Origin of the sequence: Vibrio sp. Isolate23, assembly GCF_022398095.1 — a bacterium.
Taxonomy (GTDB): Bacteria; Pseudomonadota; Gammaproteobacteria; order Enterobacterales; family Vibrionaceae; genus Vibrio; species Vibrio coralliilyticus_A.
Map to the genome: position 1 here is coordinate 314,644 of NZ_JAKEUV010000001.1, position 13,876 is coordinate 328,519.

The 13,876-nt window shown below is 40.6% G+C and carries 12 protein-coding genes and 1 pseudogene; 6 read left to right on the top strand and 7 right to left on the bottom strand.

Annotated features, from left to right (window positions below):
• Window positions 1–189: 189 nt before the first annotated feature.
• Window positions 190–1,593, bottom strand: coding sequence for a PLP-dependent aminotransferase family protein (locus L1D31_RS01335; RefSeq protein ID WP_239835305.1), 1,404 nt, complete (start codon window positions 1,591–1,593; stop codon window positions 190–192).
• 111 nt (window positions 1,594–1,704) lie between these two features.
• On the opposite strand from L1D31_RS01335, the gene L1D31_RS01340 reads away from it, so the two are divergent.
• The 3 genes from L1D31_RS01340 to L1D31_RS01350 all read left to right on the top strand — a co-directional run bounded on the left by L1D31_RS01340 (window position 1,705) and on the right by L1D31_RS01350 (window position 4,246).
• Window positions 1,705–2,682 carry a hypothetical protein gene (locus L1D31_RS01340; RefSeq protein WP_239835306.1) on the top strand — a complete coding sequence of 326 codons (978 nt, stop codon included), beginning with the start codon at window positions 1,705–1,707 and terminating at the stop codon, window positions 2,680–2,682.
• Between the two features lie 65 nt (window positions 2,683–2,747).
• Complete coding sequence (gene bla, locus L1D31_RS01345; protein ID WP_239835307.1) at window positions 2,748–3,614, top strand: class A beta-lactamase; 867 nt, start codon at window positions 2,748–2,750, stop codon at window positions 3,612–3,614.
• Between the two features lie 59 nt (window positions 3,615–3,673).
• Window positions 3,674–4,246, top strand: coding sequence for a helix-turn-helix transcriptional regulator (locus L1D31_RS01350; RefSeq protein ID WP_239835308.1), 573 nt, complete (start codon window positions 3,674–3,676; stop codon window positions 4,244–4,246).
• 87 nt (window positions 4,247–4,333) lie between these two features.
• On the opposite strand, the gene L1D31_RS01355 is transcribed toward L1D31_RS01350, so the two are convergent.
• The 3 genes from L1D31_RS01355 to L1D31_RS01365 form a co-directional block, all read right to left on the bottom strand.
• A complete protein-coding gene (locus L1D31_RS01355) occupies window positions 4,334–5,035 on the bottom strand; it encodes a response regulator transcription factor (RefSeq protein WP_239835309.1) in 702 nt (233 codons plus the stop codon).
• A 318-nt stretch (window positions 5,036–5,353) separates the two neighbouring features.
• Window positions 5,354–6,061: a methyltransferase domain-containing protein gene (locus L1D31_RS01360; RefSeq protein WP_239835310.1), complete on the bottom strand. Its 708-nt coding sequence runs from the start codon at window positions 6,059–6,061 to the stop codon at window positions 5,354–5,356.
• Window positions 6,062–6,415: 354 nt separating this feature from the next.
• Window positions 6,416–6,886 carry a GNAT family N-acetyltransferase gene (locus L1D31_RS01365; RefSeq protein WP_239835311.1) on the bottom strand — a complete coding sequence of 157 codons (471 nt, stop codon included), beginning with the start codon at window positions 6,884–6,886 and terminating at the stop codon, window positions 6,416–6,418.
• A gap of 317 nt (window positions 6,887–7,203) precedes the next feature.
• On the opposite strand from L1D31_RS01365, the gene L1D31_RS01370 reads away from it, so the two are divergent.
• Complete coding sequence (locus tag L1D31_RS01370; RefSeq protein WP_239835312.1) at window positions 7,204–7,542, top strand: hypothetical protein; 339 nt, start codon at window positions 7,204–7,206, stop codon at window positions 7,540–7,542.
• A 419-nt stretch (window positions 7,543–7,961) separates the two neighbouring features.
• Here L1D31_RS01370 and L1D31_RS01375 read toward each other — a convergent pair.
• Window positions 7,962–8,216: pseudogene (locus L1D31_RS01375) on the bottom strand (IMP dehydrogenase); the annotation flags it as partial.
• A gap of 250 nt (window positions 8,217–8,466) precedes the next feature.
• On the opposite strand from L1D31_RS01375, the gene L1D31_RS01380 reads away from it, so the two are divergent.
• The gene (locus tag L1D31_RS01380; protein ID WP_239835313.1) at window positions 8,467–9,336 is read left to right on the top strand and encodes a hypothetical protein; all 870 of its coding nucleotides are present in this window, start codon (window positions 8,467–8,469) and stop codon (window positions 9,334–9,336) included.
• Between the two features lie 33 nt (window positions 9,337–9,369).
• Here L1D31_RS01380 and L1D31_RS01385 read toward each other — a convergent pair whose 3' ends face one another.
• A complete protein-coding gene (locus tag L1D31_RS01385; protein WP_239835314.1) occupies window positions 9,370–10,044 on the bottom strand; it encodes a Rha family transcriptional regulator in 675 nt (224 codons plus the stop codon).
• A gap of 1,180 nt (window positions 10,045–11,224) precedes the next feature.
• On the opposite strand from L1D31_RS01385, the gene L1D31_RS01390 reads away from it, so the two are divergent.
• Window positions 11,225–11,812, top strand: a complete 588-nt coding sequence (locus L1D31_RS01390) for a DUF4760 domain-containing protein (RefSeq protein ID WP_239835315.1) — start codon at window positions 11,225–11,227, stop codon at window positions 11,810–11,812.
• Between the two features lie 145 nt (window positions 11,813–11,957).
• Here the strand turns inward: L1D31_RS01390 and L1D31_RS01395 are convergent, their stop codons facing one another.
• Window positions 11,958–13,847 carry a hypothetical protein gene (locus tag L1D31_RS01395; protein ID WP_239835316.1) on the bottom strand — a complete coding sequence of 630 codons (1,890 nt, stop codon included), beginning with the start codon at window positions 13,845–13,847 and terminating at the stop codon, window positions 11,958–11,960.
• Between the last annotated feature and the right edge of the window lie 29 nt (window positions 13,848–13,876).

Genomic DNA, 13,876 nt, shown 5'->3' on the forward strand with positions numbered 1-13,876 from the left:
TGACAAACTTAGGTCTTCCTCCACATAAAAAAAATAGGAATAATCCTAATTTTACAAAATCACCTCACTAAGGCCGCTGGCTGAGCAGATGATGTCAGTGGTGTACTTTTCTTGCTCTCGCTTCATCTTGAGCGTAATTGGCCTTATCAATCATTTACGACAGGGAGCAGATTATTGATACAAGCGAAGCTAGTTTACTAATGGTCTAATGATTGAAAACGCTTTATCCATTGACTGTGGGCTTATCTTGCCGAATCCAAACAAGACAGCATTGGATTGGTTTTCTACTGAAAAATGAGCAGCTGGATATACCGCCACGTCTAAGGATTCTAATCTGCGGGATAGCTCCACAGCACACGTCGTGACATTTGCCGCTATGTGTAATCCACCTTGACTTGGAATCCGGCTAAAGCCGTCAACACCATCAATTAATTGTGTCAGCTGATGATACTTTTCCCCATACAACTTATTCATATTCCGTAAGTGATGACTAAAGTGACCATCACGCATAAATTCATCAAGAAGAATTTGAGAGACAACAGACGTGCTTCGACCAAGGTGCCACAACATTTTCTTGATTGGTTCAAGTAAAGGCTTCGGAGGGATTAAGTAACCTATGCGTATACCTGTAAACAGTATTTTTGAGAAACTACCTATAAATATGACACTGCCCTTGCTGTCTTGTGCTTTGAGTGCCTGCTTATTGGTATTCAGGTAATGATATTCTGCGTCATAGTCATCCTCGACAATTAGGCTATTCGCCGTTTCTGCCCATTTAAGTAACGCTTGCTTTCTCTCCATAGAATAACCGAAACCGAGCGGAAACTGATGGCTTGGCGTTGTGTACAATAACTTTGCATTGGAAGGGAGTGCATTTACGACAACGCCCTCTCCATCCATCGGCACAAATCCAACTTTAGCGCCAAGCAGTTGAGCTTGCTTCCTAAAAACGGGGTAGCCAGGGTCTTCCATCGCAACCTGATCTCCCGGGGACAAAAGCGTCATTAACGTGGTCATTAAAGCTTGCTGTCCCCCTTGAGTGATAATAATATCATCTGGTTCACAAATCACGCCGCGCGAATGCCTGACATATTCGCAAATAGACTCTCTTAGACATGCCAACCCTTGGATATCTCCACCATAGGCAAACTCCGGCGTCAATGTATCTAAGCGGCTGAGGCGAGAATGCCGCCAGATATGTTTCGCTATTCTTTGATGATCAGGAATGCCAAGCGTAAAGTCGTAGGTAAGATGCTTGGCTGCCATTATTGTTGGCTCATCATCTAAATTGTAACCAAACATGCCTAACGAGTAGTCGCGAGGCTGCCCTTCAAAGGGTTCTTTCCTGCCCTGAGAAGCAGCACTTACGTACGTACCGGATCCGATCTTTTGTATCACCAAACCTTCAAACTCAAGCCGCTCGTAAACTGAAATCACCGTATTTCTGGCAATGCCTAACTTCCTTGCTAGAACTCGCGTTGAAGGTAACTTTTCCCCCTGCCTTAGCCTGTGTTCAACAATGGCTTGATGCAAAGAGGAGTACAAACGTTTACTGGTAATTTGTCCCATTTGGAAGTGCAACGAAAGTGGCATAGGTTTTCCTGAAAATACACAAAGTGGTTCTAAATGATTGCAAGGATTTGGATCTGTTTGGGGGAGAAATGTGACACTAACATGCAGATCTATTTGTAAGGAGAACACTAAATGCGCCCATTACCTATCCCCTTCTATAAATTGATTTTACTCATTATTTTCTACCCTTGGTTCCTTAAATTATTTTACTTGGGGAATGTAGGCGAGCTAAGCTCCATTTTTTCTTATATAGGATTGGTTCTAGCGTTTACAACTCCGTTGTACTCCCTTTACCTCTCGATTTCGATCAGACAGAAACCAGCTTTGGATGATACCGAAAAAGCACAGCGCAACTTTGCTCTACTTGGCGTCATCATCCCCTCTTTGTTTACGCTGATTGGGGTTGTTCTCTATATGATTGGCCTAGGAATGACGGCAGAACTAGTGGTTTACTATACGTTCTGGCTAATTGCTGCGCTAGTATTACTCAAGCCTTCTAGCACGTCCATTTCACCGAGTAAGCCGATACCTGCCGGCCTACGAGTAGCTCATGGCATAAGTGCACTCGTACTGCTTGTTTTCATTACTGCACACCTTATCAATCACCTTTCTGCAAACTGGGGCGGTGAAACTCATATCCAATTGATGGAAAATCTCAGACACTATTATCGACACCCAATCGTGGAAATCTTCTTAATTGGTATGTTTATTTTTCAAATGGCTTCTGGATTCGTTTTACTTTCTAGGCATGCGGCAGAGGCCTGTGACGGATACCGAACCACTCAACTCGCTACTGGCTTATTAGTCATGGTCTTTTTAGCTTCACACGTCACCGCCGTTCTTGGTTTAGGGAGAGGAGTGCTATCACTTGACACCAACTGGGATTGGTTGGTTTATGCTCCGGGTCTAATGAAAGATCCATGGAATGTTAGATTGGTCGTGCACTATAGCTTAGGTGTTTTAGCTTTATTAGTGCATGTGCTTTTGGGGTTAAGAGTCGTAATTTCTGCCCATAAAGGCATTCCAATAGCAAATAAGGCTTTCTGGAGTATCTTGATCATCCCATGTGTAGCGATGTTCCTGATAATGCGTCCCCTTCTTCTTGCATGAAGACTGTTCCTAAGCCACTAAAAACTTAGATACAATAGATTGATTAACACTCGAAATAACTAATTATGAAAAAACCTTATAGCTATACATCGGCGCGCTTAGCCGTTCTATCAACTTTTTTATTGATGTCAACAAACGCACTAGCGTCTGATTTGGAGGAGAGAGTTCAATATTATGAGCAAAAAGGATGGGAAGTCGGGGTCACGGTTTTAGATACGAGCTCAAACGAAATGGAGTCTATAAATGGTGACACGCGATTTCATTTCAACAGCACTATCAAAGCCCTAGCGTGCGCAAATGTATTATACAAAGTCGATCATCAGCAATTATCACTTGCTGATAGCATCAAGTTGAGTAAAGAAGATATCGTAGAGTACTCTCCAATCACTCAAGATTATGTAGGGAAAGACTTTTCTTTGAAGCAAGCCTGTGATGCAACAACAGCATATAGTGATAACACAGCGGCTAACTATGCAATATCAGCCGTTGGTGGCCCACTGAGCTTAACAAAGTTTATGCGTTCAATAGGGGACGAGACATTCCGCTCCGATCGATACGAACCGGATTTGACTCTCAATGTGGCTGGTGATGACAGGGACACAACCACCACCAATGCAATGACGAAAAGCTTACAAGAGCTCTTGCTTGGTGACACGCTTTCTGACACATCAAAGCAGCAGTTGTTAGCTTGGATGGAAGGAAACAAAGTCGCAGATGGACTACTTAGAGCCTCTTTGCCTCAAGGATGGCAAATCGCGGATCGCTCCGGTGCAAGCAGTTATGGTGTCCGGGGTATCATTTCCATGGCGTGGTCTGATACTCGCTCCCCACTGCTCATTTCGATGTATGTGAGAAAAAGTGAAACATCCCTTGAGGAGCGAGACAAAGTTGTTGCGGATTTGGGGGAAGTAATATTCAATAAGTATCAATAACTCTTAAATAGCCCAGAGTCCAATATTCTCTCTGGGCTTACTTAAATACAGTAATCGTTATGAAAGTTGATGGTAATAAGCTTAAAGAGATTCGAGAAAATCGATTATTGACTCAAGAGAGTCTTGCTATGATGAGTGGCTTGAGTATTCGTACTATCCAAAGAGTGGAGAAAACTGGTATAGCATCAAAAGAAACCATTCAATCTCTACAAGCCACTTTAAACATTAACACTCTTACACTATTAACGAAATCAAAAAATAATATTGAGACACATCGAGCTTTAAAAATAGTAACAATATTATTCTTCACTCTAGCTTTAGATTGCGATTCATATAACCTGTATCCAAAAATCATTTATACGAAAAATCAATTCTTAGACAACCATGGTAACCATATTATGTCTGGAGGTGTAGAATTAAGCTTTAAGAACAGTGAATTAAACACCATTTCCTCTGATTCCTTAGTTGTCCACAATGATTATATGGTTACTGGTAAAAACACTGAGTTAGAATTTAAGAGTTCTACATTTCAATCCGATGAATCCATTATAAATTTCAAATTTTCGGAATCTAGATTTTATAGCAACCTATTAACCCATCATTTACCGAATAAAAATGAGATAGAAGAGTAAGTTACCTAAAGTGTACTAATTCAGATTCAATCTAAACTTCCGCTTTACTCTGCTAGCTCAGAGCTAAATTAGTACAGGATAGTAGGTTTATTCTTGTCTATCTATCTCTTTAAATTCTATTTGGTAAAGCTCTTTATCACTACTCACACCAAGTTTTTTCATAGCATTTACCTTTTGTGTGCTGATTGTTTTAATGCTCCGAGAAAACTTAGCAGCGATTTCAGACACAGTCATTCCGGAAATTAAGCATCGAACTACTTCTCTCTCGCGGGTGGTGAGCTCACCTTGTTTAATCAGCGGGGTCATCTGCAATGATGTATGAGAAGAGCCATTATTGAGACTTAGAGAAACTCCCCTATTTTCAGAGATTTGTTCTGCCATATTTCGTTCTAAATACAGCTTTCCCTTACACACCATTTTGACTGCTTTAATCAGTTCTTCTTGGCTTTGATGTTTCCCAACAAATCCTTTTGCCCCAGCACGTAACGCTAACGAAACGATACCTGTATTAAAATGACTGGACATGACTATGATTTTGATACTTGGAAATTTCGCGTGAATAGAACGAACTAAATTAGCACCATCGTTCTCATCGGGTGTCAGCTCATAATCAGCAACAAGCACATCTGGTAGGTTATGGGTAAAGCTTTTAAGCAATTCACTACTTTTTGTATAGGTACCAAGGATAGTGAAGCTTTCTTCATTAGTTAAATAGGACTTGATACCCTGTAACACGAGTTCATGATCATCCAGTATTGCTATTTTTATCTTTGAAGCGACACTCGCCACGCTCAGCTTCCCCTACATAAGCAATGGTTAATTATCTGAAATTATAAGCAATTTTAACACTTTACTAAAGAAATAATAGTATCTAAGTTGAACAAGGACAAAGAAATTTTTTTAACATCAAGTAGGTTGTTTATCCTTCCCTGTGAGGGTCAGTGTACTTAACAAAAGATTACAACTGCATACTTGTCATAATTAAGAAGTGCTGATCAAATATTGGTTTTAAGTGTCACTTTCTATTGGAGTGACCACCTCATGTTTTTAATCACAAAGGGCTATCTTTATTAGCTGCCAACTGTGGATAAATTAATAGCATTACTCTCAACAAACCGCCTTTTTCAAAACACATATGTAAAGATCTTTAGTATCTATCAGGTCAGATACTATTAGTTTGGTGTCTGCAATTAACTCTTGAACTTCTGTTATGCTAGTGGGTAAAGTGTTCGGCACAATGAACTTATTACTCAGATGAAGGTGTTCAACAAAGTCGGACCCAAGAGGATGACTGATTACAATAATGCCATGATTACTCAACATGTTTGACATGTTTTTTAACGCAGCCGTTTGGTTTAAAAAGTTTCCAAAGCAAGCATTACAATATATCACATCAAATGCAACTGGATTAACAAAGCTAGATATATCTCCCTGATGAGTATAGACATGTGGGTATTGAGACTGAACGATTCTCAGTTGATTGTAGGACAAGTCCAAAGCATGCAGACAGATATTTTGGAATGCATCTTCTATATATTTAATCAGCACTCCTGAACCTGTCCCGACATCTAAGATATTAAGAGCATCAGTGTGTTTTTCTTCCAAGTACTTTTGAGGGCTAAAAGCAATATCTTGCAGCCTTAATTCCGTAAACCCCGGTCTAGATTCTTCTGATGCGTACCAGTGAGACTCTTTATCAAAAAATAAGGCTTGAGTATTGATAAACTCTTCACTTGATACGCTACTAGATAGGTTCTTGCATTCAAACTCTGAGTGTTTACTCAAAATTTCATCTATATGCTCTTTTTCTTTCATTACTCTCATTATCAATATGAAACATCATAAAATCTAGCTTTAATATAATAGCCAACATGAAAACGATTAAAGTAAGATTATTCTTATTTTTATTAATTTTAGAAAAACATTTAAATAAAAATAATTTTAGATTGTTCTGTATAGAAGATGAGTTTAATTACAGTAATAAATTGACAAAAACAATTATTAAAAAACCGTTATATGAAGTTAATTTCAATATATAAAAAGAGCCGCTAATAACGACCCTAATCAGTTAGTGTTTCATATTTTAATAACCATAGTTCAATAATATTATTCATCATAATTTACAAAAATAATAAAACTACACCCACTCACACTTAGATAATATATCACTTAATTTTGATTTTCTCTTCGTAATATGCCTTTGTAAGCACCAGGGACGGAACCTTCAATTTCGATAGCATTAACAGAGCGCTCATAAAATTCTTTTGGGCCAGCCTTTCCTACAAATGCATAGCAATGGCCTTGATCCTTCATGCAATTGAGTGCTTTATGCAGAAGCAACTCTCCAATGCCTCGACCTCTCATCGCCTCACTCACGCCAGTGGGGCCAAAAAAGCCTTTAAAAGTGGTGTCGTAACAAGCAAAACCCACTACATTTCCGTTTTGAATGGCAACTAAACAACGAACAGGATGTTGTGATAAGGCAAACTCAACTTCACTTACCCAATATTCACTAAAGTGCTTTCGAACAAAATCGACAACTATATGCCTCTCCGGCACCATAGCAGATCGAATCAGTACATCACTTGGGCAAGTTCGTTCTAACTGGGGCATATCATACAACTTAACTAATAGATCCATAGCTCCTCCAATAATTCTGTACCAGCATAATTACAAAAGATCTAATGTTCATCTACTGTGGGCCACTTTGGATTTTCATTCTGTGACCCGCTTACCAATGAACTTTGATAAGTAAGGCGTAAGTTATTACCCAGCCTGATTAAAAAGCTAAAGGCTTGAAACTGGTAGATAAAACCAGCCAAACAACTCAACAGCCAACACATACCTTCCCTACTCAAAGCATTTGCATTAACCCAGTCTATTTAAAATTACACTAACATTTAAATATGTAATGCATTAATATCCTTCTCAAATAAAGACTAAGCTGAGAAAAATCAATGAAAAAACTATTAGCTATACTAGCCACAACTCTATTCACCATCCCTTCTGTTGCATCTGAGGGTGAGGTTCACTGGACCGCTACTGTATACAGGGTAACGGCTATGGAAAACGAAAGTGTGTGGATTGGTCTCAAAGACCATACCAATCCAAATCCGGCATCTTCAGAATGGAAATGTGGACATGACATTGTGTGGCTCAGCTCAAATAACAAGCCTAGTCCCAAAGCTATGCTCTCCACAGCATTAACTGCCTATTCTACACAGAAACCCGTTCGGATAGGTATCACACAAAACAGCGGATTATGCGAAGCAAGATATCTTAGTGCAAGAGAATAACTTGAACCACACCTAAAGTTTAATCTTCTAAAGTCCACATTCACTACGCCAAGCTTAAGCTTGGCGTTTACTTTAGAAGGGATTACTTGTCTGATGCCTTCCTTTATCTTGTTTAATTTTCAAACTACTTTCGACGATCTCGGGGAGCTGGATTAAAGCCACCGCTTATTTTCACCTACTCCAATTAGACCTTTGTGAAGTTCTTCCCATCTTTTAGCCTTATATGCAACCTAATACCATTCAAATTGTTTTTGATTAGGTAGCGTAATAAACAGTGTAAGTAGATAGACAGAGCCGGAGAAGCTGAGTGAACATATATAGATATTACTCTTTATAGTTGTCACCACTTAACAATTTTCAGGTAAAAAAAGAGCCGCAAAATGCGGCTCTTAATATTTCGAGTTTTCAGAAGTGCAGGATTACTTCTCTTTACCGAACACGTTGTTCTCTTGCTCTTGTACACGGATGAAAGTCGTACGCTTAGTTAGCTCTTTAAGCTTTGCTTCGCCTACGTAGGTACAAGTTGAACGCACACCACCAAGGATATCTGAGATAGTACCGTGAACAGAGCCGCGGTATGGCAATAGTACGGTTTTTCCTTCAGCTGCGCGGTACTTTGCAACACCGCCTGGGTGCTTATCCATAACAGACTGAGAAGACATGCCATAGAACTTGAAACACAAAACACATAATCAATATAATTCAATACCTTAAAGAAATTCACATGTATATAAAAACAGTTAAAAATGGCGATTTAAACCCTTATTCAACGTAGTTTTTCAATGAGTGCCGCCATTTTTGTCGCCATTCTTCACCCGAAAGTTTGATAATAGGCACTAATTCGATTCACAAGGGAAGCAAACCCTAGAAAAAAATTAAGTGTATGTATAGTATGACTTTTTATTTTTCACAGAGACTAAGAGATTGAATAATAGAGAAAATAAAGATTACATAACTCCTTCAGAAGCAACTGGATACTTTTTACTAGCTTTTGTTGTCCTATCTGTAGTTGCATGTCTATTTGGGTCAAATCTACCATTATTCAAACTAAAAGCAGAACAAGTACTCTATCTATATTCTACATCTGCACAAGTCACTGCTGGTATCTATGGATTGACTCTAACTGGATTTGTTTTCGTCAGAGAGGAGCTTAATCGTGAAGTATCAAATGATGACTCATTAGCCGAGGTGATCAATACTTTAAAAGAACAGCATACAAAATTACTTTTTTCAGTTACAGCTTCTACATTTTTTACGATATTTACATGTAATTTTGTCATTTCGAGTGACTTTTACACTTTAACTGATGCCTCATTTTATGCTATTCACATTGGACAGGTCTCATTTGTTTTAAACCTTATTTTTATAGCATATTTTATATTTGAAGTAATTTCTACGGATAGGCTAGAAAAGGCGAGTAACATTTTAAAAGGCCAGACATTCATTGACGAAGAGGAGTCAAAATCGGGGAAACTTACAGATTTCCTACGTAATTTCAACGCTATTGAGAGAATACTTCAAGATTATGGGCACGAGTTTCGTTTCGTACATGAAGATACTAAATTCAAGAACAGACGCAGATTGCCTAACCCCAAGTTAGCCGAGATACTGCTCCAAGCAAAGCTCATAGACCCTTCTCTTCATGATCAGATTTTAACAGTAATAAAGCTTAGGAATTCAATAGTTCATGGCGCGGAACCTACCGTTAGCGAATCTATCGTTGCGCTATCCGGTACAATCCTAAAGAAACTAAAGGACAAAATTAACGAATTAAGAAACGATGAAGAAGACTAATAAGATCGCCGAGCCTAAGCTCGGTGTTTTTCTTTAGAACGGACTGTTAGCCTGATACTTGGTCAACACTTTACGAACGTTCTCCCATAGCTCACTTAGGTCTCGATACTCTAGGTAGAAACCGCTGTCGATGAACTCGGAGCCGCTGGATTCAAACCACGGCTTATCTTCACCTTTGCCCCCTATTCCTAATTCAAACTTCGCGCAGAACTTCCCGCCTTTTGGTCTTATCTGAAACTTGATGTGATATGTCCAGTGGCTTTCTGCAGGGCAGCGTTTGTAGAGTGCGGGTAACCAACCGGAGTCATAGAAGTTAGGTAAACAGGTTTCGGGGAGTTGGTATTGAGCGGGAGGAAGTGTCGGCATGGCGCTGCGGAGTTGATTGGCCATCTGGTTGAATGCGTTTATATAAGCTTCTTTTATCTGCGCTGCTTTCTTTCCAGTAAAGCCCATGACCAAGAACATAAAACCATCTTTAGTCATTTCATAGAGAGGCAAAGAGCGCCCTCTCCTATCTTGATATTCATTGCCCGTAAAATTGCGGTCAATGAATTCTTGTGAACACTCAAGGCTTCTTAGCTTACGCAAAACATCGTCGTGCCGTTTATTAAACGCTTCTGCCACTTTGAGAGATGTGGTACGAACTTTTTCACCTTGATTAAAGACAAGATCAGATACTGTCAGGGTAAGGGAAGTTGTATTAGGCATGATGGCCTCCTTGAGTATGATTTTTAAATCACCACTCAAAGGGTCCAATCAATGGGTGGTGAACTGAACAAGGTTGGACCTACCGCACTCAAGGAAACGGCCAGCATAAAGCTGCCCTGCCCAGCCCACCATAATTCAGTTACATTTTGCCTAATAGTTAAGCAAAACCACCATGTTTAGGTGTGCCAACGCCGCACATAAAAAAACCAGCAAAAAGCTGGCGACTATGCGCCTTGAGTAAATCAAACGGGGGTCCAATCCCGACACTGGATTTTGCCAGTGCCTTTGAAGTTTATCGCTACGACGTGAATTATGTCAACGTATGTTCACGTTTTGTATCGTTCATTTGCTTTGTGGGATAATATGTAGTGAAAGATTAGGTGAGTTTTTAGGTTTGGTATCCAATAGCAGCTTAAATCGACAGAAAAGTAGCAAATATTTATTACAATCCAAATACTCCGCCGTTTGGCAGTACATCCTTTAGGTATGTATAAGACAACTTTCACAGTGGCAAACTAAATGACAAAGCGGCCAACAACTCAGCACTCGAAGGCTATCGAGAAATGGAAATATACCATATGCAAAAACGGTTCTCCCCATAATTGGGTAAAGGTATCTTCTAGTAGTTGGTACTGTACACAATGTGAAGATACGGCTACTAGCAAAGAACTCGGAAAATGATGTCATTTTTTAGGACACTATTTAACTATACACAGCACTACCGACTTTAACCGTGACATATCGTATACAAACGTGTACTATCAGTATAATGCTGTTGACACTACTACTAGGTCTCGCTTTGAAGTGGGGGCGACCTTTCGCCCCCACTTCAAAGCGAGACTGAAAAAATCAAATTAAATCAAAAACTTACCACCAACCCAGTCTGTTCAAACAGACTAGTTAAACTCTTACAGCTATTAGTATTGCTGTACCATCAGCTATACTAGTGCGAGGTATCACGCTATAGTTCTTAGTAGTACTGCTATCATTGACATGTATCTCATATGTAGGCATGATGTACGTACACAGTAACTACTAGTTACTTTGCTGAAAAGCACACAACAAGGGGATATAAGATGAAACTATACCGCGAAGAAGACTGGTTCTAGCCAGTGTCAACTATCAAATTCCACAAGAGGAGTGCTATTCAGCACTCCTTTTTAGTTTTTAGAGGTTTTCAATGGCAAATGTAACCCAGTACGATAGTATTTTTGAACAGATATTAGTTAACCACCCAACTGTTTATGCTACCGCAATTGCCGCCCTACTTGCAGCAACTGCTGCATACTTTACGCTCCGCCACAATATACACTCAACTAGAGTCAAGAATGCTTTAGATTTTGAATCAACATACAAACACAACGACAAAGTGGTTACTTCAACTCAAGCAGTAAGAGCAATGCTTCGTCAACAAGCAAAGCCTGTAGAATTTTGGGGGCTTGAAGAAAACCAACTCACTAATGAAGCAAAGCACCTATCAACTGTCATGAATGAGTGGGAGCGTTGTGCCAACGCTATTTACCACAAAGTATACGATGATAAGTTTCTCTATGGAACATACGGCAGCACTGTGATCTTCTTGTTCACTCACCTTCAGCCCTATATTGAAGCTAGGCAAAAGCATAATCCCCGTGTTTACACCAAGTTCTGCTGGTTAGCTCTAAGTTGGCGAATCAAACGGGATAACGAAAACCACGAAGATGTAAATCAAGCACTAAAAGAATCGCGAGATGCTTTGGCTCGATATTTAAAATCTCAAACAAAGTGATTTAGATAACTGCAAAGCTCTTTCTCCCAGCGTTACAAAACCCTAAACATATGCGTAAATGTTTAAGGTTTTGTAACATCGTAAATTATATAATCTGATCGTGTATTAAATTATATAACGTTGCAGTTAACACCCTCTGGTAACGTCAATAACTCCACCCCAGACTACCCACATCCAAGTTAAGCTCGGTACCCTTTTCACTCTTAGCTTTATCCACAGTAACTGGCTTATCTGACTTAATCCGAAGTTCGACTTCGGATTTGCCCTTTAAGGTCTGGCTAGTAAGTGGTTGGTAGGCTTGATATTGCTTTGGCGTAGTCAGATTTCCTGACTGATAAGCATGGTATTGTGAACTGGTTGTTTCACGGCGGTTTGTTTTTTCTTCAGTGGTAATACCAAGTTTGGCGTTTTTGTCTTTAATGCCATCGAGCTTGCTGGCGAGGCTGTCGACTTGTTTGCTTGCCTGTTCGGTTTCTATCTTCCAACCATCTGGAATAAGGGAGTCTGGGAGTTTGTTGATAAGCGCTTTGAACTTATCCCATAACCAGCCTATTTTCTCCCCTACCCACCTGATGACTTTATCTAAGCCAACAAACTTATCGACTAAGTACGTTATGGCGATAATCGCTGCACCTACCGCTGCCACAATCATCCCGATCGGGTTAGCCATGATCACGGCGTTAAGGCCAATCATCGCGACTTTAAAAATCGCGAGTGCCGCCACAATACCTTTGAAATTCTGAGTTACCCAGATAAGCCCTTTACCGAGTAGTGCAAATCCTCGATACAGGCCATCGACAGTTTGAATAAGCTTTTCAATAAACTCGGTGCGCCATTTCGCGTTCTTAAACTTGTCTGAGAAACGGGTAAAGACTTTGGTGACTTTCTCCATCACTGGCGCGAGCGCAGCAAACTTCATTGAACGAACACTTTCCTGAATTTTCTGCAGTGCGTCGTTGTATGCTTCTGCCTTTGCAGAGTCTTCAGCTGTTGCACCTCCACCAAGAGCATTAAGTTCTTTACGTGCAGTAGTTAGCCCCTGTGTACCTTCGCGGAGCATGATTAACATTTTGCGCCCATCCTGCCCGAACGCGGCATCGGCAAATGCCATCTGCTCTTGAGGTGACTCTAGCTTTGAAAATGCACCAAGCAGCATTTCGTAGGCGTGCTGGGTATCTTCTGCTCCCTGTAAGTCTTTATGGAGTGAGTTACCGCTTTTCTTAAGGAATGAACCCAGTGCGCCCGTCCCCGTCTCCTGCAATACGCCTAAGCGTTTAGTAAACCTGAGCATTGAGCCAGACAGCGCATCGCTTTCAACGCCTGCATGATTAGCTTGGGATTGCATGGCTTGCAGCTCTTCAATCGGCAGATTCAGGTTACCCGCGACCTTGGCCAGCTTGTCCATCTCTTCTGCAGTCCTGTTTACCTCTGAGACCAATCCAGCCAAGCTGACGCCACCCAATAAGGCAGCACCCTTTCCTACCGCGGCGGAGGCAACATTTGGTAAACGAATCGCACCATTGAGCTTTTGAATGGGCTTCATTGCGCCCTGTAAGATCGAATACTTCTTGCTAAGGCGCGCAATCTCTTGGCCGTGCTTTTTGTAGCTTCGGTTTAGCCGATCGCTTTCGCCTTCCAGGTCATACATTTTCACGCCTGTCTGGCTAAGCTGTTTACCTAGCCGAACCAGGTTGTTCTTGTAGCTTGTTTGCTCTGCGTTGAGCTTATCTAACTTATCCTGTTGTTTGCTGATTTTCTCTGTCAGTGCAGCGCTTGGGCGCGTCGCCGATGCCGCTTTGGCTTTGAGTTCGGTGAGTTTTTCATTAGTGGCTGCAATCGCGAGGGCGTTCTTACTTATCGCTTTCTGCGAGTTTTTGAATGACGCGATCATACCTAGTGCAGCGGTGTCATCTGCCTGCGCTTTTTGCACCTTTTTGATGACCTTTGCGTAGTAATCTGATTCGCTGGAGATGCCCTTGAGCGGTGCGGATATCTTGTCTTTCATCCCCATCACAACTGACAGATTCATTTTCATGGTGATATCCCTTATTGGTGATGCAAAAA